The sequence below is a fragment of the Rhizobium sp. 62_C5_N11_2 genome (assembly GCF_051811185.1).
Classification (GTDB): Bacteria; Pseudomonadota; Alphaproteobacteria; order Rhizobiales; family Rhizobiaceae; genus Rhizobium; species Rhizobium leguminosarum.
Window position 1 is genome coordinate 3,902,285 of record NZ_JBPWPW010000001.1, and the last position, 20,216, is coordinate 3,922,500.

The window sequence follows — 20,216 nt, forward strand, 5'->3', positions numbered from 1 at the left end:
GCTCTTGCTTGCCGGTCCGCGGACTGGGTTGCTGCCGAATTCCTCCTTGCCGAGGCTGAACAGCTCGGCCACACGATCGAGGCAATCGGCTCCCGCCGGCTTCCAACGCCCGACGACACCAGCAGCTCGCGCAGGGCCTCGATGGCCTTTCGGCGCTCGTCCATGTCCGCCGGCAGGAGTGCCGGAATTGTCCCAAGGACCCGGGCTCGTCGATCAAGAGGACGAAATACTGTTCTCGCATCATCGTCTTGAACCCAGCCAGCGTCAATCGACCTGCGCTGGCACGACTTTCGTAGCCGAGGCGCAAGGGGTGGGGATGCCGCATCGGCCACCGGCGGCGTAATGGCCGCCCGGACGGCTGGCTAGGCAAAGACGCGGTAGTTCGCGAGATTGATCTCCGAAAGTCGGGCCGCAGCGGCGGAGCGATGTTCGTCCTCGATCTCATTGCCGGCGGCCCTACGGGCATGCGTGTTTGCCAGCGGCTTCCAATAAGCAATCGATCCAGTGACTCGATTGCCCGCCGAGCGGGCTGCTCCACGAGGAGCGTTTTGATTTTTGGAGGGAAAGATTTGGTTGCGGGGGCCCGAAGCCACTGAGACTTGTAACTTCGGCGGAACAGCCGGTGTTATTTGGAAGAAATTTCCCACTACGCCGTAACAAAACGTCGGTACCGACCGGCTCAAGCCATTTGCCTATGGAACAATAAAATCGGTACGGCGCTATCGAAAGCGCGCGCTTCGCAAGCGACCTCCGCCACATCCGGACCGACCCGGTCTTGCTCCGCCAATGACAATAATCTTGTGAAAAATCCGATTTTAGGGCACAATTTTTGAACGCATCGGAAGTTGCGGCGCAATCTCAAATCCGGCCGTCTCGCGCCGGGTAGCAGTTCGCGTCGGAGGGTCGGCGTCGATGGATCAGGGGTTCTTTCTTCTGTTCGCTACGGTGTCCGTGATCACCGCCTTGACGCTGGTCTTGGCCCGGAATCCGGTTCACAGCGCATTGGCATTGATGGCGTGCTTCCTGCAGATATCGGCAATCTTCGTCTTGCTCGAGGCGCCGCTGCTCGCGGTCATCCAGATCTTTGTCTATGTCGGCGCGATTATGGTCCTGTTCGTCTTCGTGATCATGATGATCGATGTGCGCGAAGCGGTCTTGCAACGGTTCTTGCCGGGCGGCAACATGGCGGCTCTGGTGTTGCTCGTCCTGCTTGGGATCGAGATGGTTGCGCTGGTGCTCTGGAGCGGCCGCTTTTCGCTCACGCAGCCCGTCACCGTGCGCGGTGGCGATCAGGTCAGGCAGCTCAGCACAACGCTGTTCGCCGACTATCTCCTGCCGTTTGAAGTTGCGTCCGTCATCCTGCTGGCCGCCCTGATCGGGGCCATCGTGCTGGCGCAGAAGGAGCAGCGGTGATGGTTCCGCTCTGGTGGTATATTTTGCTCGGAGTGGCGCTGTTCGTGATCGGAGCGGCGGGCGTGCTGCTCAGGCGCAACATTCTGGTCGTGCTGATGTCGCTGGAGCTGTTGCTCAACTCGGTCAACATCAATTTCATCGCTTTCGGGCGTTACTACGCCGATTTCCGCGGTCAGATTTTCGCGATCTTCGTCATCGCAATCACCGCGGCGGAGGTTGCCGTCGCCCTCGGAATCCTGGTCGCCCTCGTGAGGAACAAATCTACCCTCAAGGTCGACGACGTGACCATGATGAAAGGATAGAGGCTTGGACCCGGTGGTATCGATCCGGCCGCTACTTGCCGTCGCCGTCGCGGGCCTGGCGGCCCTTGCAGTTCTTCTCCTGAACAACCGCGAGAAACTCCGCGATATCGTCTCGCCATTGGCGGCAATCGCCATGTTCGCAATTGTCGTCTCGATGGCGCCCACGGTGCTGGCGGGCGGGACGGTCGAATTGCGCCTATTTGAGGTTCTGCCGGGGATTGACTTGGCTTTCCGGGTCGATGCGCTCGGCATGGTGTTTGCCACCGTCTCGTCGCTGCTGTGGATTGTCGCGGCGATCTATTCCATCGGCTACATGCGGCACTTGAACGAGCATGCGCAGACCCGGTTCTTCGCCTGCTTTGCCGCCAGTCTCGCGGCAGCGGTCGGAGGCGCCTTCGCCGCCAATCTGTTCACGCTGGTAATCTTCTACGAGATGCTCACCCTCGTTACCTATCCGCTCGTTTACCACCACGAAGACGAAGAGGGATGGACGGGCAGCCGCAAGTACCTGGTCTATTTGATGGGAGCGTCAAAGAGCGTGCTTCTCGCCGCGCTGGCGCTGACCTACCACATTGCGGGATCGCTCGACTTTGTCACGGGGGGCCTGCTGGCAGGGAGCGATGCTTCGGCGGCGCTGCTGACAGTCGTCTATTTCTGCTACCTCTTCGGCTTCGCCAAGGCTGCGGTGATGCCGATGCACGCATGGCTGCCTGCCGCGATGGTGGCGCCGACACCGGTCAGTGCGCTCCTGCATGCCGTGGCCGTGGTCAAGATGGGCGTGTTTTGCGTGCTGCGGTTGGTGTTCCATGTGTTCGGCACGGGGCTGGTGGACGGGCTAGGACTGGGCATCGCCACGGCCTATCTGGTCTCGTTCACGATTCTGATGGCGTCGGTCTACGCCCTGACGCGGGACGACCTGAAGGCGCGGCTCGCCTATTCGACGGTCAGCCAGCTCTCCTACATCGTGCTGGGCGCGGTTCTGCTCTCGCCGGTCGCGATGGTCGGCGGGATCATCCACATCGCGGCGCATGCATTCTCAAAGATCACACTGTTTTTCTGCGCCGGGTCGATCTATTGCGCGTCTGGCAAGCGCAACATCAGCGACATGGCTGGTATCGGCCGCCGGTTGCCCTGGACGATGGGGGCGTTCTTCGTCGGCTCACTCAGCATGATCGGCGTGCCACCGACTGCGGGGTTCGTGAGCAAGTGGTATCTGGCTCGAGGCGCGGTGGAGGCGGGGGAAATCGCGTTCCTGATCGTGCTCCTAGCGAGTTCGGTCCTCAACGCCGCTTATTTCCTGCCGGTCAGCTATGTCGCCTTTTTCGGGACGGAGGCGCAAGGGAGCCCGGCAACGGTCCGTGAAATTCCGATGGTGACGATCCCGCTAGTTGCGACCGCCATCCTGTCGGTGGCGATGGGCATCTTCCCCGACTATTTCGTCGCCTTGGCGGAAGGAGTTGTCAGGTGATAAAGCGCTTGGTCGATTTCTTTGGCGACGGAAAGTATGCGACCGAACGGCGTCGGCTTTTCTATCTGGTGCTCGTCCTGATCGTCATCGCCGACTTCCTGGTGCCGCGCGAACACGCCGAATACCCGTGGGACCGTCTGCCGGGCTGGTCGGCCGTCTACGGCTTCTTATCCTGCGTGCTGCTGATTTTCGTTTCCAAGTTCCTCGGCCATCGGGCTGGGCTCATGCGGCGCGAGGACTATTATGACTGACTTCGTCCATCCCGCCCTGCTGTTCATTCTCGGTGCCCTGCCGATCCCCTTTCTGAACGGGTCAATCCGCAAGGCCTATCTGCTGCTGATCCCGATACTTGCGATCCTCACCGTGCTCACCATGCAGTCAGGCAGCTACGGGGCGGCATCGTTCATCGGGCAGGAAATCCTCATCGCGAAGGTCGACAAGCTGAGCATCGTCTTCGCAACGGTCTTCACCATTATGGCGCTGATCGGAACGGTCTATGCTCTGCACCTGACGCGCCCCGGCCAGCATGTCGCTGCGTTCGTCTATGTCGGCAGCGCGCTTGGCGTGGTTTTCGCCGGCGACTACCTGACCTTGTACCTGTTCTGGGAAGGCATGGCGTTTGCCTCTGCCTATCTGGTTTTCGCCCAGGGCGGCCGACAGGCGATCGCCGCCGGGTTCCGGTATCTCATGGTCCATATCACTGGCGGCGTCGTCCTACTTGGCGGCGTCATTCTCTACGGGCTCTCGACTGGCTCGCTGCTCTTCGGCCCGATCGCAGGCGAGATGGGCGTCGGCGCTTACCTGATCCTTGCCGGGTTCATGCTCAACGCCGCTGTGCCGCCGCTCAACGCCTGGCTGACCGACGCTTACCCGGAGGCGACTGTCACCGGCGCGGTGTTCATGAGCGCCTTCACCACCAAGACCGCCGTCTATGTGCTGGCGCGAGCGTTTCCGGGAACTGAACTTCTCGTTTGGCTCGGCACCGCGATGGCGCTCTACGGCGTCGTCTACGCGGTGCTGGAGAACGACTGCCGGCGGCTACTGGCCTATCACATCGTTAGCCAGGTGGGCTACATGGTGGCGGGCGTCGGCATCGGCACCGAGATGGCGGTGAACGGGGCCACCAGTCATGCCTTCGCACATATCCTCTACAAGGCGCTCTTGTTCATGGGTGCTGGGGCGGTGATTTACGTCACCGGCCGGCGCAAGCTCACCGAGCTTGGTGGGCTCTACAAGACCATGCCGGTGACCGTGGCGCTCTACATGGTTGGCGCTTTCGCGATTTCGGCATTTCCATTCTTCTCGGGCTTCGTCACCAAGTCGATGGTGGTGGCCGCCGCCGGACAGGATCACCGCGCTGTGATGGTGCTCGCGCTGACGATGGCGTCGGCGGGGACGTTCCTGCACACCGGACTGAAGCTGCCGTACTACATGTTCTTTGGCACCGACCGTGGGCTGGAGGCGCGGGAGCCGCCCCGCAACATGCTGGTTGCGATGGGCATGGCGGCGGTGCTCTGCATCGCGATCGGGGTGTTCCCTCAGCCGCTTTACGATCTTCTGCCCTATCCGGTGGACTACGAACCTTACACCGGCGTCCATGTCACCGAGAGCCTTGGCGTGCTGATGTTCACCGCCTTGGGTTTTGTCATATTCCTCAGGGCGCTCGACCCCGAGAACACGATCAGCATCGACACCGATTGGTTCTACCGCAAGGGCGCACGGGTCTTCATGTGGATCGCCGGAAAACCGCTGGCGCGCTACGAGAAGGCGGTGAGCGACGTGTCCGAGACTGCTGTGTTGCCTTTCCTGCATGGGGCGGCGCGAATGGGACTGCGGATCGATGTCACCGGCGTTGACGCCGTCGTGAACGGCGTCGCCCGCTCGATCCTGCGCGGCGGCGGGCGGCTCCGGCGGCTCCAGACCGGCGTCGTGACCCATTACGCGCTGGCGATGATCGCTGGTGTGATCGCAGCCGCCGTGGTCTTCGCCGTGGTATGGCGGTAGGGGGCGCGATGGGATTGCCGCTTCTGAGCTTCATTATTTTCACGCCCGTCGCCGGGGCAGCGGTTCTGATGTTTCTCCGCGGCGACGATGCGGTGCGCTGGACAGCGCTGGGTGTCACAATCCTTGACCTCGCCCTCTGCATCGCCATGCTGGCCGGATTCGACACCACGACCCACGAGATGCAGTTCACAGAGAAGCGCCCTTGGGTGCCCGCGCTCGGGATCACTTATGCGCTTGGTATCGACGGGATAAGCGCGCTCTTCGTGTTCCTGACCGCGTTGCTGGGTTCGATCTGTGTGCTCGCCTCGTGGGTTGCGATCGACCGCAAGGTCAAGGCGTTCATGGTCAGTCTGCTCTCCATGCAGGCGCTGATGCTGGGGGTGTTCTGCGCGCTCGACCTGTTCTTGTTCTACGTTTTCTGGGAAGCGATGCTGATCCCGATGTACCTGATCATCGGCGTCTGGGGTGGCGAAGGCCGGATCTATGCGGCGTTCAAGTTCTTCCTCTACACGCTGGCGGGCAGCCTCCTGTTCCTCATCGGTGTCATCGTGCTCTATTTCAACGGCGGCGAGACCTTCGACATCCTCGCGCTGACAGCGCAGGATTTGCCGTTCCCGGTCCAGTCCTGGCTGTTCTTCGCCTTCCTGATCGCCTTCGCCGTCAAAGTGCCGATGGTGCCGGTCCATACCTGGCTGCCGGACGCCCATGTGCAGGCGCCGACGGCAGGCAGCATCATCCTTGCAGGGGTGCTCCTGAAGATGGGCGCCTATGGGTTCCTGCGGTTCTCGCTGCCGATGCTGCCGGAGGCGTCGGTATATTATTCGACACTGATGCTTTCGCTTTCGGCGCTTGCGATCGTCTATGGCGGGTTGCTCGCGCTGGCACAGGACGATCTGAAGAAACTGGTGGCCTATTCCAGCATCAGCCACATGGGCTTCGTGACCATGGGGATTTTTGCGCTGAACCTCCGCGGACTCCAAGGAGGTATCCTGCAAATGTTCAATCATGGCGTGACGACGGGCGCCTTGTTCCTGTTCGTCGGCTTGATTTACGAGCGGACCCATACCCGCAGCATCGCTGATTATGGCGGGCTGATGAAGGCCGCACCCGTCTATACCGCGTTTCTTGCGCTGTTCACTCTGTCGTCGATGGCGCTGCCGGGAACAAATTCGTTCGTCGGCGAATTGCTGGTCCTGTCGGGCGGGTTTGCGGCCAACCTGGCCATCGGCGCGGCCGCCGTTTTGGGCGCGTTGCTTGGCGCGGCCTATCTGCTTGGCATGTATAGGAAAGTCGCGCTTGGTCCGGCCAGCGTCGGCGTCCGGTTCAAGATACGCGACGTGAACGCCCGCGAGCTGGCAGCGACCCTGCCGCTGGCCGTGTTAGTGCTGTGGGTCGGGCTCTATCCGAAACCCTTTCTCGGCATCATCGACGTCTCGGTGAAGCATCTGCTGGCTCAGGTGCACGATAAGGGGAGCGGCCCATGACCGCCGCAGCACTTTTCCAGTCGGCTCTCGCAAGCCTGCCCGAGATCGTGGTGATCACTGGAGCCTGCATCCTGCTGATCCTGGGACAGCTTGTGCGCAGGGGGCAGGAATATTTCCTGGTCTGGGCTTCCGTCGCGATCGTGCTGATTGCCGCCTTGGCGACACTCATTCTTTCGAGCGAGGTGCGGCCGGCCTATACGGGCATGTTCGTCGCCGACCGCTTCGCGGTCTTCTTCAAGTTCGTGTTCTACCTGGCCACCATCCTGACATTCCTCCTTTCGCGAAAATATGCGGATATCGAGGGGATCGGGAGCAGCGAATACTATGTCCTGCTGCTCTTTGCGCTTTCGGGAATGATGATCATGGCCTCGGCGACCGATCTCCTCTCGATCTATGTGGGCCTCGAACTGATGGTGCTCTGCACCTATGTGCTGACCGGATTCCTGCGGCGAGAGCGGCGGTCAAACGAAGCGGCGCTGAAATACGTGATCCTTGGCGCGGTCTCGACCGGGATTTTCCTTTACGGCGTTTCGCTGGTCTACGGGCTCACCGGTACGACGCAGCTGGACGGGATGGCTGCGGCGGTCACCGGCGATCCGCTCGATCCCGGATTGCTGCTGGCGGTGGTCTTCATCGTCGCGGGGCTGGTCTTCAAGGTCGGCGCGGTGCCGTTCCATATGTGGTTGCCGGACGTCTATGAAGGCGCGCCGACGACGATCACCGCCTTCATGTCAGTCGGCCCCAAGGCGGCGGGGTTCGCAGTGATCCTGCGGGTGTTCCTCAACCCGCTGGTAGCAGCCTCGGACGTTTGGATCATCGTCGCGGTCATTGCCGTGGTCACGATGGCGCTCGGCAGTTTCGTGGCGCTGGTGCAGGATAATTTCAAGCGGCTCCTCGCTTATTCCAGCATCGCCCATGCCGGGTTCGCCCTTTTCGGCGTGGTGGCCGGCGGTGCCGACGGGATCGCCAGCGTGATGCTCTACCTGCTGATATACTCTTTGATGAATCTCGGCATTTTCGCTACTGTCATCATGATGCGGAACGGCAATTTCTCGGGCGAGGTTATCGAAGACTACTCGGGTTTCGCCAAGTCCCGTCCCGGGCTCGCGCTTCTGATGCTGCTCTATCTGTTCTCGCTCGCCGGCATTCCGCCAACGGCCGGGTTCTTCGCCAAGTTCTACGTGCTGGTCGCGCTCGTCGAGCGAGGGTTCGTCATGCTGGCGGTGATCGCAGTGCTGCTGAGTGCTGTTGCCGCCTACTTTTATATCCGCATCGTCATGGTGATCTACATGCGCGAGCCGGAAAGGACGTTCGACCCGGCGCTGACGCCCTTGGTGCGCGCGACGCTCGCCTTCACTGCTGCGGGCACCATCGGCATCGGCCTGTTCCCCGCCTGGTTTTTAAGACTTGCCCAGCATTCCGTGTTGGCGGCTGACCGATTGAATTTGCAATGATCTGTCCGACGGAATAAACTCAAAGCTCAAGAAAGGATTGCCCAAGTTGCTTCCCGGGGCGACTGCATTACGGTCCTGAACAGGACGGTCGCGGCCTGAGGAAAGCAGTCAGTGGGTAACCGGTGCAGTGCGATATGGCTGCGATGGAATTCTTGCCGGTTCTTTTTATGATCGTCGGAGTCGTTCTGGTGACGGGCGCGACGCTTTTTGTCTCTTCGCTGCTGCGTCCGTCCAATCCCTATCCCGAAAAGAACATGCCTTATGAGTGCGGCATGGACGCCGCGGGTGAGGCCGCCGCGGGGCGCTTCAGAGTGCCGTTCTTTATCCTTGCGATCCTGCTGGTCGTCTTCGATGTCGAGACGATGTTCCTCTTTCCCTGGGCCGCCGTCCTGAAAGACATCGGGCTGGTCGGCTTTGTCGAGATGTTCGTCTTCATAGTGCTGCTTCTTGTGGGCTTCGCCTATGCCTGGCTGAAGGGAGCACTCGAATGGGAGGCGTAAACAACGCGATCCGCGACAGCGTGCTGTTCACCACGGCCGAGAGCGTTATCAACTGGAGCCGGAGCTCGGCGCTGTGGCCCGAGACCTTCGGAATTGCCTGCTGCGCCATCGAGATGATCTCGGCGGGGTGCGCCCGCTATGATCTCGACCGGTTCGGCGTGGTGTTCCGGCCTTCGCCGCGCCAGTCCGATGTGATGATCATCGCCGGCACAGTAACGCGGAAGTTCGCGCCCGTGGTGCGCCGCCTCTATGACCAGATGCCGGAGCCCCGCTGGGTCATCGCCATGGGCACCTGCGCCATCTCGGGCGGGGTCTACAACACCTACGCGGTGGTGCAGGGAGCGGAAACCTTCGTGCCGGTGGACGTGCATGTGCCCGGCTGCCCGCCGCGGCCCGAGGCGCTGATGCATGGATTCCTGCTACTTCAGGAGAAGATCAAAAAATCCCGAGCACTGGCCGGGACTCCTCTGGGTCGGGTTGCAGCGTCATGAGTGTGGAGACGCCCCTCATCCGCACTACGATCACGGAGCGTTTCGGCGAGGCAATCGACGATCTTGGCTTCGCGCATGGTGTATATGCCTTCGCCGCTCCGCCTGACATGATCGTCGAGCTTTGCCGGTTTCTGAAGGAACACCCGGCGTTGCGGTTCAACTTCCTGTCGGACATCTGCGGGGTCGATCATTATCCTGAGATGCCACGCTACGAGACGGTGTACCACCTCTATTCGCTACCGAACAAATTGCGCGTTCGCATCAAATGCCGCCTCGCCGATCCGCCGCGGGTCCCGTCGGTGACGGGGATCTGGCGAACCGCCAATTGGCATGAGCGAGAAGCCTGGGATATGTACGGGATCAGGTTCGAGGGCCACCCCGATTTGCGCCGGATCTACATGTGGGAAGGGTTCGAGGGCTTCCCACAGCGCAAGGATTTTCCGCTCCGTGGCTACAAGGACAAGCTGAACCCGTTTGGCGCCGAAGGCACGCCACCGACGCAGCCCGACCTCGCCACCAAGAACATTCCATAAGGGAGGCCGCTCCACGCCGGGAACTTAAAATGACCGAAGTCACCGAACTGATCAGGCCGCAAGGCGAAGCGTTCGACACCAAGGAGGTGCTTCTCAATCTCGGCCCCCAGCACCCCAGCACGCATGGGGTTCTTCGGCTCGTCCTGGAATTGGACGGCGAGTACGTCAAGCGCGTGGACCCACACATCGGCTACCTCCATCGCGGCACCGAAAAACTGGCGGAGAGCTTCACCTACACCCAGATTTTTCCGCTCACCGACCGGCTCGACTACCTCTGTCCACCGTCGAACAACCTCGCCTTCGCGCTGGCGGTGGAGAAACTCCTCGGCATAGAAGCACCGATCCGCGCACAATATATCCGCGTGATGATGGCCGAGCTGGCGCGGATCTCCGGCCATGTCTTGATCACCGGCGCGCTGCCGATGGACCTCGGCGCCATGACCGCCTTGCTTTACGCCATGCGGGAGCGCGAAATGATCATGGACCTCCTGGAAATGATCAGCGGTGCACGCATGCACACGTCCTTCTGCAGGGTTGGCGGAGTGCGCGAGGACCTGCCTGACGGTTTCCTTCCCAAGATCAGGGAGTTCTGCGACATCTTCCCGAACCGGATCCGCGACTATGAGCGGTTGCTCGAAAACAACCGGGTGTTCCTGAAGCGCACGCAGGGGATCGGCGTGATCTCCGCCGAGGACGCCATCGATCTTGGCCTGAGCGGTCCGAACCTGCGCGCTTCGGGCGTCGACTGGGACATCCGTCGCGACGAGCCCTATGAGATCTATGACCGGCTCGACTTCAACGTCATCACGCGCGACGAGGGCGACTGCTATGCGCGCTGGCAATGTCGGGTCGAGGAAATGCGCGAGAGCGTCCGGATCATCGAGCAATGCCTCGACCAGATGCCCGAGGGGCCGTTCCAGATCGACATGCCAACAATCGCCTTCCCGGTGGACAAGGACAAGGTGCATTGCTCGATGGAAGCACTGATCCAGCATTTCGACCTGTCGGCCTATGGCTTCAAGGTGCCGAAGGGCGAGGTCTATTCGGCGATCGAGGCGCCAAAGGGCGAGCTTGGCTTCTATATCATCAGCGACGGGTCGCCAAAACCATTCCGCATGAAGGTGCGGGCACCCTCGTTCGTCAACCTTCAGGGACTGTTCGGGGTGACCAACGCCCGCTATCTGGCGGACATGATCGCCGTGCTCGGCAGTCTCGACCCAGTGATGGCGGAGGTGGACAAGTAGCAGGGATTTGAATGCAATGACCATGCGCGAAAAGATAAAAGAGGCAGCGGCGCGGTATCCCGACCAGCGCTCGGCGATCATGCCCGCGCTTCTGATCGCGCAGAGGGAGCATGGCCATCTGCCTGGTCAGGTGCTGGAAGAAGTCGCCGACATTCTCGGAGTCGAACGGATCTGGGTCTACGAGCTGGCGACCTTTTATACGCTCTTCCATACCGAGCCGGTGGGCATGTTCCACCTGCAACTCTGTGACAATGTTTCCTGCATGCTGTGCGGAGCCGAGGACCTGCTGAAGCATCTGGAAACGGCGCTGGCGATCAGGAAGGGCGACACCACGCCGGACGGGCTGTTCACGCTTTCCTCCGTCGAGTGCCTCGGTGCCTGCGAGATGGCTCCGGTGATGCAGGTCGGCGACGATTACCATGGTGCCCTTGATGTCGCGCGGATAGATGCACTTTTGGGCAACCTGCGGGCTACGACGGAACGGGTCGCGAGCATCGAGCCCTCTGCGCGACCGCAGGGAGAGTAGCGCGATGTTCGAGCCGGTTCTCCTCAAGAATGTCGCCGTGCCGGACAGTCACCAGCTGTCGACCTACGAGGCTGGCGGCGGCTACCAGGCACTGGCCAAGGCGCTGCGCGAATACACGCCTGACGAGGTTGTTAACCTCGTCAAACAGTCCAACCTGCGCGGTCGCGGCGGTGCCGGATTCCCGACGGGCATGAAATGGAGTTTCGTGCCGAAGCAGGTCGACAAGCCGAAATATCTTTGCTGCAACGCCGATGAGGGCGAGCCAGGCACCTTCAAGGACCGGATCATCATGGAGCGCGATCCGCATCAACTCATCGAGGGGCTGGCGGTAAGCGCCTATGCGATTGGGGCCAAAACTGCCTATGTCTACATCCGCGGAGAATATGTGACGGCGATCCGTCGCCTGGAGCAGGCGATCGCCGAGGCACACGAAAAGGGTTATCTGGGAACGGGCATTCTGGGCTCGAATTTCGATTTCGCCGTCCACATCCACTGCGGCGCAGGCGCCTATATCTGCGGCGAGGAGACTGCGATGCTCGAGTCGCTCGAGGGCAAGCGGGCGCAGCCGCGATTGAAGCCGCCGTTTCCGGCCGTGGCCGGGCTCTACGCCAGCCCGACTGTGATCAACAATGTCGAGACGCTGGCCTGCGTGCCGCATATCGTGGCGCGGGGCGCGGACTGGTTCCGCGGCATCGGCCCGGACAAGAGCCCCGGCCCGAAGCTCTACTGCCTCAGCGGGCAGGTGCGCAAACCCGGCCTCTACGAGTTGCCGATGGGCACACCGCTGCGCGAGCTGGTCGAGGAACATGCCGGCGGGGCGTTGCCGGGACGCAAGATCAAGGCGGTGATCCCGGGCGGAGTCTCAGCGCCGGTCATCCCTGAGCACGGGCTGGACGTGAGGATGGATTTTGACTCGCTGGCTGCCGCCGGCTCGATGCTCGGTTCGGCTGGCGTTATCGTGATCGACGATAGCACCTGCATGGTCAAGGTCGCCACCAGGATCATCGAGTTCTTCCACCATGAGTCCTGCGGCAAGTGCACGCCCTGCCGGGAAGGATTGAACTGGGTCGTGAAGGTCCTGCGCCGGGTTGAAGGCGGGCATGGCGTACCCGGCGATCTGGAGCAGTTGGAGATGCTCTGCAAGGGCATTTTCGGCAATACGTTTTGTGCCTTGGGTGACGGTGCAGCGATGGGATTGCGTGCAGCACTCGCGCATTTCCGAGATGAATTCGTCGCCCATGTCGAGGAGCGGAGGTGCCCGTTTCACTGAAGAAGTGTGCTGGATCAGGGTTGTGAGGAAACCATGCTTAAAGTCACGATCGACGAACAAACGCTGGAAGTTGAGGCTGGCTCGACAGTACTGCAGGCCGCCCAGCGTTTGGGCATCGACGTCCCGACCTTCTGCTATCTGAAGCGGCTGCCGCCGCTGGCTTCGTGCCGCATGTGCCTGGTGGAGATCGAGGGCGTGCGGCGGTTGCAGCCGTCCTGCGCCACTGCGGCCACCGATGGCATGGTCGTGCGGACGAACACGCCTCTGATCGAGGAAACGCGCTCTTCCATGCTCGACATGCTGCTCGCCAACCACCCCCTCGACTGCCCGATCTGCGACAAGGGCGGCGAATGCGAGCTTCAGGACATGGTAATGGCCTACGGGCCCCGCGAAAGCCAATTCCGCGATGAAAAACGTGTGTTCCACTCCGAGGACATTCGTCTGAGCCCGGTCATCATCATGAACGTCAACCGCTGCATCCAGTGCCAGCGCTGCGTCCGGATGTGTGAGGAGGTCGTCGGTGCGGTGGCGCTAGGCACCGTCGAAAAAGGCATGGATACCGCCGTCACCGGCTTCGAGGGCAGTCTGGCGAGTTGCGACCAGTGCGGCAATTGCGTCGAGGTCTGCCCGGTCGGCGCGCTGATGAGCTTCCCCTACCGCTACAAGGCGCGCCCCTGGGATCTCGTAGAGACCGACACGGTCTGCCCGCATTGTGGCACCGGTTGCCAGCTGACGGTGGGCACGCGCAAGGGCGAGTTCATGCGGGTGCGCTCGAAGTGGGACGAAGGTGTCAACCACGAAACTCTCTGCGTGCGAGGACGCTTCGGCCTCGATTTCGTTGCAAGTCGGGACCGGATCAAGCAGCCAATGATCCGTCAGGATGGCGCCCTGGTTCCGGTTTCCTGGGACGAAGCGGGGGACTATCTGCGTCGGCGACTGTTGGCCGTCGAGAGCAAGGATGCCGGCGGGCTGGCCTCCCCTCGCCTGCCCAACGAGGTGCTTTATCAGTTCCAGAAGCTGATGCGAACGGTATTCCGGACCAACAACATTGATTGTTCGTCACGCTGGGCCGCGCCCTTCGATACGCTCGGCCCGCTACTGGGAACTTTCTACAGCCGCACGCCGCTGGACGACGTAATCGGCAACGACTGCGTGCTCGTCGTCGGAGGCAATATAACCGAGGAGAACCCGGTCACCGAATACCTGCTGCGGGACGGGGCGCGGCGGCGGCAGACCGGATTGCTCATGCTATCGGCGCGGCCATCGCGTCTGGACGCCGATGCCAGGGTGGTGGTTCGTGTGCCTCCGGGCGGAGAAGCGGCAAGCCTTGCGGCGGTGGTGGCCGGTCTTGTGGCGGCAGCTGGTCAGGCCTTGCCGGGCGGCTCTTTTGCGGACATCGACAGGCCGGCGGCGGGCGCCGGCAGTGACGGGCCGGATCGCCTGGCCGCCGCGCTCAAGGAAGGCCGCAGCGTCACCGTGCTTGTCAGCGTCGACCTCCTGAGATCACCCGAAGCGCGCGCGACGCTGCAGCAGCTCAACAACCTGCTGCACGTTCTCCGCCTGCTCGGCAAAGGCCCGGCGATGCAGTTTCTCTTCGACCGTGCCAACCAGATGGGCGCCTGGGACATGGGGGTCCTGCCGGCGGCTCTGCCGGGGCTGCGGGCGGTCGCCGATGACGCGGCGCGCGCAACTCTTGCGCGAAACTGGGGCGCCGAAATCCCGTCTGAACCCGGCGCGGATCTCGACGCCATGCTGGACCTCTGTGTCGGTGGGCGGATGGGCGCGCTCTACATCGTCGGAACCGACCCCCTGGTCGCCTATCCCGACCGGAACTTTGTGACGCGGGCGCTTGGCGCCGCCGATCTCCTGATCGTGCAGGACGCGTTCCTCACGGATACGGCGGGCATGGCCGAGGTCGTCTTGCCCGCGGCGGGCTACGGCGAGGAATCCGGAACGTTCACCAACAACGAGGGTCGGATCCAGAATGTTCGCAAATTCCGTGAGCCCGTTTTCGAGGCGCGAGGCAATCTGGCGATTGTCGACTTCGTCGCGGCGCTACGCAACCAGGCGCTGCGGCCATCGACGCAACCCGAAATTTTCGACGAGATTGCCCGGCTGGTTCCGGCCTATCAGGGGTTGACGCAGGACGGGCTTGGCGCCGACGGCGCTTTCACCAAGGCGGTGCCAACACTATCGGCTGGCATGCTCCCTGCGCCGCCGCCCGTCCCGACAGCAGCCGACCGGCTCATGCTGATCACCGGCGACTGCCTGTTCCACAACGGATATCTTTCCGAACGGTCGGACATCCTGAACACGGTCGCCAACGATCCCTATGTCGCGATGAGCGCGCAGGATACCGCGGAGCTTGGCCTTTCGGATGGCGATCAGGTAATCGTGCGTTCCGGCCAGGGCGAACTGACGGCGCAGCTCAAGGTCGACAGGCAGTTTCCCAAGGGCCTCGTCTTCGTTCCGGAAAACTATAGAGCCTTGCGTCTCAACAGCCTGCTGCGGCGGGGCGAATATCCATGCGCGGTGGAAGTTCAGAAGGCGCACGCCACTCTTGAGGTCGACCGCCCAGGCCGGATCTGGCGTGGGGTCTGAAGATTTGGGGTCGGGGCACCGCAAGGCTCTGCGGCAAGCTGCCCGCCCCGGCGTCTTCAGTGATACCTGGTCCCGCATATGTAATCCTGCAGATCCTGCTCTGTACGCTGCGCTTCGTCGAGCCTGTGTTTAACCACGTCGCCGATGCTGACCACGCCGACAACGTCGCCTCCATCCGTGACCAGCACATGGCGTGTACGCCGCTGGGTCATGATCCCCATCGCGACGGGCAGCAAATCCTGTGTCGAACACGTCGCCACATTGCGGTTCATGATGTCCGCGACCCGCTTTGCCGCCGCCTCGGCCCCGTATTCCGCCACCGCATTGCAGCAGTCCCGCTCCGACAGCGTACCGAGGTATTTGCCGTTCGATCGCCTGACGACGACGAAGCCGATATTGTTGTCTCGAAACAGCCGCAGTACCTCCACCATCGTCTGATCGGGGGCAACTGCGATGACCCCGACACCCTTGTTTTTCATGATTTCACCGACAAACATCTGAGCCTCTCTTTCCGAGCGCTTCGGTTTGACAGCTGGCGCGCGTTCATGTTCGCCGGATATTCCGCCACCAGTTGTAGCCCTGCGTCTCTTTCGTCTCGACAAGTACGTCCTTCTTCGTATTCAGGCGCGCGGCAACTACGCCGCCGCCGGTCGCCGCCTTACCCGGCTTGGCGAGCAGATCATCGCGCCCGATCACCAGGTCAGCTGAGGAAAAACTCGAGAATTCGTATTGTTGGCCAAGCGCGATCGCGTCCGCCGGGCAGGCGTCCTCGCACAGCCCGCAGAACAGGCAGCGGGCCGTGTCGATCTCGAATTTGGCCGGGTGCCGCTTGCCCTTCTCGTCCTCGTAGGGGACGACTTCGATACAGTCGCAGGGACAGATCCGCGCGCAGAGTTCGCAGGCCACGCACTTGATCTCGCCCTCTTCATCACGCGTCAGGAAGTGATGCCCGCGATAGCGGGAGTAGGGCAGCCACTTTTCCTTGTCCGGATACTGCATGGTCACGGATCTGGAGAACATGTAGCCGAAGGTCAGGGCCAAGGCGCTCGCCAGATCGGCAAAGAACGCCCAACCAATCCATGTTCCAACTCTGTCCTGCGCGCGCGACATCGCCGCCTCGCTACGGAGCCGCTACGACCCCTAAAAGTACACCGGTTATAATTATGTTCGCCATTGAAAGAGGAAGCAAGACTTTCCATCCGATCGCCATCAGTTGGTCGTAGCGGTAGCGGGGGAAAGTGAAGCGGAACCAGATAAACACATAGACGAAGAACGCGATCTTCAGCACAAACCACAGGAGCGGTGGCAAGGGAATCAGAACTCCGTTCCAACCGCCGAAGAACAGGATCACCACCAGGACCGACACAAGCAATACGATGGCATATTCGCTGACCATGAAGAAGGCAAAGCGGATACCGCTGTATTCGGTATGGAACCCGGCCCCCAGATCACCCTCCGCCTCCGCCAGGTCGAAGGGAATGCGCTGCGCTTCGGCGAGCCCGGCGACGAAGAACACGAAGAATCCGACCGGTTGGTAGACGATGTTCCAGACATCGGCCTGCGCCCGCACGATCTCGAGCAGGCTCATGGATTGCGCCAGCATGACCACACCGATGACCGCGAACCCCATCGGGATCTCGTAGCTGATCATCTGCGCGCAGGTCCTGAGGCTGCCCAGAACAGCGTACTTGCTGTTGGAGGCCCAGCCGCCGAAGATGACGCCATAGACCTCGATCCCGATCACCGAGAAAACAAAAAGGAGCGCCACATTCATGTTGGAGACGTAGAGCGTGATCTCGTGGCCGAGCACCGAGACAGTTTCGCCGAAGGGGATCGCGACGAACACCACAAAGGGCGGGGCGAGCGCCAGGATTGGCGCCAGTTTGAACAGGAACCGGTCGGCCTCGGCCGGGATGTGATCCTCTTTGGTCAGGAGCTTGATTCCGTCCGCCACCGGCTGCAACAGCCCGTGCCATCCCACGCGCATCGGCCCCATCCGCTGCTGCATGTGCCCGGCGATCTTGCGTTCCAGCCAGGTTAGCGGCAAGGGTAGCAACAGCAGGATCGCAATCAGCAACGCGACCTTCAAGACGATCAGGCCAAGGGCGACGATAAGTTCCATGATCCCGGCTACTTATTCATCGGGTTGAAGCGCACGACCAGACTTTGGCTCCGGCTATACAATGAGCACTGCGCGCACTTGTCAGACTACATGGTACAACGGCGACGCACCTCATACAATGCCGTCGCAGTTATGTCGTCGCTGGCTATGATGTGTCCGGGCTCAGGACGTTTTGAGACGAGTGGTTTCGCTGTGCAAGATGAAAGCTTCGCGTTTCCGCCGGTTGCAAGCTGGCGTCCGGGGAGCTGGACACCCAGCAGAAACGCAAAAAGCTCCTCGAGGGTTATGTCGAGGAAGCGACTTGCATGGGCAAATTTGCAAGTATCGTTGGTTGCGGGGCAGGATTTGTAGTTTTCTGTCCCGCTGCGTCGGCTTGGCCTTCTTGCCGGCCCCTGAAGAGGCGTTAACGTCGCCTCGTTACCAAACGCAAAAAGCCCGCACGAGGCGGGCTTTTGAATATTGTCTTATGTATTTTGGTTGCGGGGGAGGATTTGAACCGTCCTTCGGACCCTTCAGGTTATGAGCCTGCCGAGGCGAGGCGGATAAGCAATCGATCCAGTGAATCGATTGCCCGCCGAGCGGGCTGCTCCACGAGGAGCGTTTTGATTTTTGGAATGAAGGATTGGTTGCGGGGGCAGGATTTGAAGTTTCTGTCCCGCTGCGTCGGCTTCGCCTTCTTGGCGGGCCCCTGAGGAGGCGTTAAATCCTCGACCCGTTACCAGATACACAAAAGCCCGCACGAGGCGGGCCTTTGTGTATCTGGTTGCGGGGGCAGGATTTGAACCTGCGGCCTTCAGGTTATGAGCCTGACGAGCTACCGGGCTGCTCCACCCCGCGTTAATGTATTCCGAGCTGTTTGAGCCCGGGAGCGCTGTCAGGCGTAGCCTGACGAGGTGAGGCCGTGAAGGAATCGATCCAGTGGATCGATTTCAGGCCGAACGGGCTGCTCCACCCCGCGCCATGCGCAAATCGCTGGGATTTGCTGGTGTATTATAACACGAAAGGCCGCTTTGTGAGCGGCCCTTTTGTTTCGGCTTTGGGCCGTTTGTTTAGTGATGAGAAGATTGATTAGTTGCGCTTTGCAGACCTGGCAGCGACCTACTCTCCCGCGTCTTAAGACGAAGTACCATGGGCGCAGGGGCGTTTCACGGCCGTGTTCGGAAAGGGAACGGGTGCAGCCACCCCGCCATAACCACCAGGTCGGCAAAGCGCAACTATATGTTTTGAGAAGCTGGCAGGCATTAGCCTGTTTTCTTTTTTTGAACACGTCTTTGGAACCTCTTCTGACTGCGGATGCTTGTGGCACCCATACAGGCCAGAGGCCGTCGCGCTTGGTAGCGCGGGCCGTCCGCAGCGCCATTGGCGCGTCAGGACAAAGGTCTTGCATCATCGATCCGGACGACCGCTTTGCGGTCGCCTTGAGATGAGCATAGTCAATGAGAACGATCAAGCCGATCGAGCTATTAGTACCGGTAAGCTTCATGCGTTGCCGCACTTCCACACCCGGCCTATCAACGTGGTCGTCTTCCACGGCTCTGATAGGGAATACTCGTTTTCAGGTGGGTTTCCCGCTTAGATGCCTTCAGCGGTTATCCCGTCCATATATAGCTACCCTGCTATGCCCTTGGCAGGACAACAGGTCCACCAGAGATATGTCCATCCCGGTCCTCTCGTACTAGGGACAGATCCTGTCAATATTCCTACACCCACGGCAGATAGGGACCGAACTGTCTCACGACGTTCTGAACCCAGCTCACGTACCGCTTTAATTGGCGAACAGCCAAACCCTTGGGACCTGCTCCAGCCCCAGGATGCGATGAGCCGACATCGAGGTGCCAAACAACCCCGTCGATATGGACTCTTGGGGGTCATCAGCCTGTTATCCCCGGCGTACCTTTTATCCGTTGAGCGATGGCCCTTCCACGCGGGACCACCGGATCACTATGACCGACTTTCGTCTCTGCTCGACTTGTCAGTCTCGCAGTCAGGCGGGCTTATGCCATTGCACTCGACGACCGATTTCCGACCGGTCTGAGCCCACCATCGCGCGCCTCCGTTACTCTTTCGGAGGCGACCGCCCCAGTCAAACTACCCACCATACACTGTCCCGGACCCGGATAACGGGCCGCGGTTAGACATCCATGACGATAAGGGTGGTATTTCAAGGATGGCTCCACGGAAACTGGCGTCCCCGCTTCAAAGCCTACCACCTATCCTACACATGCCGACACGAATGCCAGTGTAAAGCTATAGTAAAGGTGCACGGGGTCTTTCCGTCTGACCGCAGGAACCCCGCATCTTCACGGGGAATTCAATTTCACTGAGTCTATGTTGGAGACAGCGGGGAAGTCGTTACGCCATTCGTGCAGGTCGGAACTTACCCGACAAGGAATTTCGCTACCTTAGGACCGTTATAGTTACGGCCGCCGTTTACTGGGGCTTCGATTCAAAGCTTGCACCTCTCCTCTTAACCTTCCAGCACCGGGCAGGCGTCAGACCCTATACGTCGTCTTGCGACTTCGCAGAGCCCTGTGTTTTTGATAAACAGTCGCTACCCCCTGGTCTGTGCCACCCCATAATAGTTGCCTAGCATGGGGTCACGCTTCTTCCGAAGTTACGCGTGCAATTTGCCGAGTTCCTTCAACATAGTTCTCTCAAGCGCCTTGGTATACTCTACCTGACCACCTGTGTCGGTTTCGGGTACGGTCTATACGGTGGAGCTATTTCCTGGAACCGCTCCGCTGCCCATCCAATCCAATTAGAATGAACAACTTGTGCAATCCGTCACTACCACCAGGCCCACG

18 protein-coding genes, 1 tRNA gene and 2 rRNA genes (1 of these 21 cut by a window edge) are annotated in these 20,216 nt (G+C 60.9%); 15 read left to right on the forward strand and 6 right to left on the reverse strand.

Features of this window, described 5'->3' with window-relative positions:
• Window positions 1–912 precede the first annotated feature (912 nt).
• From AB8B31_RS19215 to nuoG, 14 genes are all read left to right on the forward strand, one after another.
• Entirely contained in the window at window positions 913–1,413 is a 501-nt protein-coding gene (locus AB8B31_RS19215) for an NADH-quinone oxidoreductase subunit J (protein ID WP_018446424.1), read from the forward strand.
• Window positions 1,413–1,715, forward strand: a complete 303-nt coding sequence (gene nuoK, locus AB8B31_RS19220; protein WP_017961910.1) for an NADH-quinone oxidoreductase subunit NuoK — start codon at window positions 1,413–1,415, stop codon at window positions 1,713–1,715. Before AB8B31_RS19215 ends, nuoK begins: the two co-directional genes overlap by 1 nt.
• 4 nt (window positions 1,716–1,719) lie before the next feature.
• Window positions 1,720–3,183: a monovalent cation/H+ antiporter subunit D family protein gene (locus AB8B31_RS19225; RefSeq protein ID WP_018446423.1), complete on the forward strand. Its 1,464-nt coding sequence runs from the start codon at window positions 1,720–1,722 to the stop codon at window positions 3,181–3,183.
• Window positions 3,180–3,434: a hypothetical protein gene (locus AB8B31_RS19230; protein ID WP_018243727.1), complete on the forward strand. Its 255-nt coding sequence runs from the start codon at window positions 3,180–3,182 to the stop codon at window positions 3,432–3,434. Before AB8B31_RS19225 ends, AB8B31_RS19230 begins: the two co-directional genes overlap by 4 nt.
• On the forward strand, window positions 3,427–5,187 hold the full coding sequence (locus AB8B31_RS19235) for a Na(+)/H(+) antiporter subunit D (protein WP_018446422.1): 1,761 nt from the start codon (window positions 3,427–3,429) through the stop codon (window positions 5,185–5,187). Before AB8B31_RS19230 ends, AB8B31_RS19235 begins: the two co-directional genes overlap by 8 nt.
• An 8-nt stretch (window positions 5,188–5,195) precedes the next feature.
• On the forward strand, window positions 5,196–6,671 hold the full coding sequence (locus tag AB8B31_RS19240; protein ID WP_018446421.1) for an NADH-quinone oxidoreductase subunit M: 1,476 nt from the start codon (window positions 5,196–5,198) through the stop codon (window positions 6,669–6,671).
• Window positions 6,668–8,125 carry an NADH-quinone oxidoreductase subunit N gene (locus AB8B31_RS19245; RefSeq protein WP_018446420.1) on the forward strand — a complete coding sequence of 486 codons (1,458 nt, stop codon included), beginning with the start codon at window positions 6,668–6,670 and terminating at the stop codon, window positions 8,123–8,125. Before AB8B31_RS19240 ends, AB8B31_RS19245 begins: the two co-directional genes overlap by 4 nt.
• A 134-nt stretch (window positions 8,126–8,259) precedes the next feature.
• The gene (locus AB8B31_RS19250; RefSeq protein WP_018243731.1) at window positions 8,260–8,625 is read left to right on the forward strand and encodes an NADH-quinone oxidoreductase subunit A; all 366 of its coding nucleotides are present in this window, start codon (window positions 8,260–8,262) and stop codon (window positions 8,623–8,625) included.
• The gene (locus AB8B31_RS19255; protein ID WP_018446419.1) at window positions 8,613–9,116 is read left to right on the forward strand and encodes a NuoB/complex I 20 kDa subunit family protein; all 504 of its coding nucleotides are present in this window, start codon (window positions 8,613–8,615) and stop codon (window positions 9,114–9,116) included. Before AB8B31_RS19250 ends, AB8B31_RS19255 begins: the two co-directional genes overlap by 13 nt.
• Window positions 9,113–9,649, forward strand: coding sequence for an NADH-quinone oxidoreductase subunit C (locus AB8B31_RS19260; RefSeq protein WP_112905351.1), 537 nt, complete (start codon window positions 9,113–9,115; stop codon window positions 9,647–9,649). The genes AB8B31_RS19255 and AB8B31_RS19260 overlap by 4 nt, the downstream gene beginning before the upstream one ends.
• Window positions 9,650–9,678: 29 nt before the next feature.
• The gene (gene nuoD / locus AB8B31_RS19265) at window positions 9,679–10,893 is read left to right on the forward strand and encodes an NADH dehydrogenase (quinone) subunit D (RefSeq protein WP_018243733.1); all 1,215 of its coding nucleotides are present in this window, start codon (window positions 9,679–9,681) and stop codon (window positions 10,891–10,893) included.
• Between the two features lie 16 nt (window positions 10,894–10,909).
• Window positions 10,910–11,419, forward strand: a complete 510-nt coding sequence (gene nuoE / locus AB8B31_RS19270) for an NADH-quinone oxidoreductase subunit NuoE (RefSeq protein ID WP_131647346.1) — start codon at window positions 10,910–10,912, stop codon at window positions 11,417–11,419.
• Window positions 11,420–11,423: 4 nt separating this feature from the next.
• Entirely contained in the window at window positions 11,424–12,689 is a 1,266-nt protein-coding gene (nuoF, locus tag AB8B31_RS19275; RefSeq protein WP_131647347.1) for an NADH-quinone oxidoreductase subunit NuoF, read from the forward strand.
• A 33-nt stretch (window positions 12,690–12,722) separates the two neighbouring features.
• Window positions 12,723–15,290 carry an NADH-quinone oxidoreductase subunit NuoG gene (gene nuoG, locus AB8B31_RS19280; protein WP_131647349.1) on the forward strand — a complete coding sequence of 856 codons (2,568 nt, stop codon included), beginning with the start codon at window positions 12,723–12,725 and terminating at the stop codon, window positions 15,288–15,290.
• 56 nt (window positions 15,291–15,346) lie between these two features.
• Here nuoG and AB8B31_RS19285 read toward each other — a convergent pair whose 3' ends face one another.
• The 4 genes from AB8B31_RS19285 to AB8B31_RS19300 all read right to left on the reverse strand — a co-directional run bounded on the left by AB8B31_RS19285 (window position 15,347) and on the right by AB8B31_RS19300 (window position 18,249).
• Window positions 15,347–15,787: a CBS domain-containing protein gene (locus AB8B31_RS19285; RefSeq protein WP_018243737.1), complete on the reverse strand. Its 441-nt coding sequence runs from the start codon at window positions 15,785–15,787 to the stop codon at window positions 15,347–15,349.
• Between the two features lie 46 nt (window positions 15,788–15,833).
• Window positions 15,834–16,400: an NADH-quinone oxidoreductase subunit I gene (locus AB8B31_RS19290; RefSeq protein WP_017961924.1), complete on the reverse strand. Its 567-nt coding sequence runs from the start codon at window positions 16,398–16,400 to the stop codon at window positions 15,834–15,836.
• A 10-nt stretch (window positions 16,401–16,410) separates the two neighbouring features.
• Window positions 16,411–17,412, reverse strand: coding sequence for an NADH-quinone oxidoreductase subunit NuoH (nuoH, locus tag AB8B31_RS19295; protein ID WP_024319306.1), 1,002 nt, complete (start codon window positions 17,410–17,412; stop codon window positions 16,411–16,413).
• 760 nt (window positions 17,413–18,172) lie between these two features.
• Window positions 18,173–18,249, reverse strand: a tRNA-Met gene (locus AB8B31_RS19300).
• A 64-nt stretch (window positions 18,250–18,313) separates the two neighbouring features.
• Here AB8B31_RS19300 and AB8B31_RS19305 point away from each other — a divergent pair.
• Window positions 18,314–18,484 carry a hypothetical protein gene (locus AB8B31_RS19305; RefSeq protein ID WP_165403101.1) on the forward strand — a complete coding sequence of 57 codons (171 nt, stop codon included), beginning with the start codon at window positions 18,314–18,316 and terminating at the stop codon, window positions 18,482–18,484.
• A gap of 13 nt (window positions 18,485–18,497) precedes the next feature.
• Here AB8B31_RS19305 and rrf read toward each other — a convergent pair.
• Window positions 18,498–18,612 (reverse strand): 5S ribosomal RNA (gene rrf, locus AB8B31_RS19310).
• 242 nt (window positions 18,613–18,854) lie between these two features.
• Window positions 18,855–20,216 (reverse strand): 23S ribosomal RNA (locus tag AB8B31_RS19315); it runs 1,453 nt beyond the window's last position.

Bases quoted from the DNA above. Each gene is read 5' to 3' on its own strand.
- AB8B31_RS19215 (WP_018446424.1), top strand. From the start codon at position 913: ATGGATCAGGGGTTCTTTCTTCTGTTCGCTACGGTGTCCGTGATCACC.
- nuoK (WP_017961910.1), top strand. From the start codon at position 1,413: ATGGTTCCGCTCTGGTGGTATATTTTGCTCGGAGTGGCGCTGTTCGTG.
- AB8B31_RS19235 (WP_018446422.1), top strand. From the start codon at position 3,427: ATGACTGACTTCGTCCATCCCGCCCTGCTGTTCATTCTCGGTGCCCTG.
- AB8B31_RS19240 (WP_018446421.1), top strand. From the start codon at position 5,196: ATGGGATTGCCGCTTCTGAGCTTCATTATTTTCACGCCCGTCGCCGGG.
- AB8B31_RS19245 (WP_018446420.1), top strand. From the start codon at position 6,668: ATGACCGCCGCAGCACTTTTCCAGTCGGCTCTCGCAAGCCTGCCCGAG.
- AB8B31_RS19250 (WP_018243731.1), top strand. From the start codon at position 8,260: ATGGCTGCGATGGAATTCTTGCCGGTTCTTTTTATGATCGTCGGAGTC.
- AB8B31_RS19255 (WP_018446419.1), top strand. From the start codon at position 8,613: ATGGGAGGCGTAAACAACGCGATCCGCGACAGCGTGCTGTTCACCACG.
- AB8B31_RS19260 (WP_112905351.1), top strand. From the start codon at position 9,113: ATGAGTGTGGAGACGCCCCTCATCCGCACTACGATCACGGAGCGTTTC.
- nuoD (WP_018243733.1), top strand. From the start codon at position 9,679: ATGACCGAAGTCACCGAACTGATCAGGCCGCAAGGCGAAGCGTTCGAC.
- nuoE (WP_131647346.1), top strand. From the start codon at position 10,910: ATGACCATGCGCGAAAAGATAAAAGAGGCAGCGGCGCGGTATCCCGAC.
- nuoF (WP_131647347.1), top strand. From the start codon at position 11,424: ATGTTCGAGCCGGTTCTCCTCAAGAATGTCGCCGTGCCGGACAGTCAC.
- nuoG (WP_131647349.1), top strand. From the start codon at position 12,723: ATGCTTAAAGTCACGATCGACGAACAAACGCTGGAAGTTGAGGCTGGC.
- AB8B31_RS19285 (WP_018243737.1), bottom strand. From the start codon at position 15,787: ATGTTTGTCGGTGAAATCATGAAAAACAAGGGTGTCGGGGTCATCGCA.
- AB8B31_RS19290 (WP_017961924.1), bottom strand. From the start codon at position 16,400: ATGTCGCGCGCGCAGGACAGAGTTGGAACATGGATTGGTTGGGCGTTC.
- nuoH (WP_024319306.1), bottom strand. From the start codon at position 17,412: ATGGAACTTATCGTCGCCCTTGGCCTGATCGTCTTGAAGGTCGCGTTG.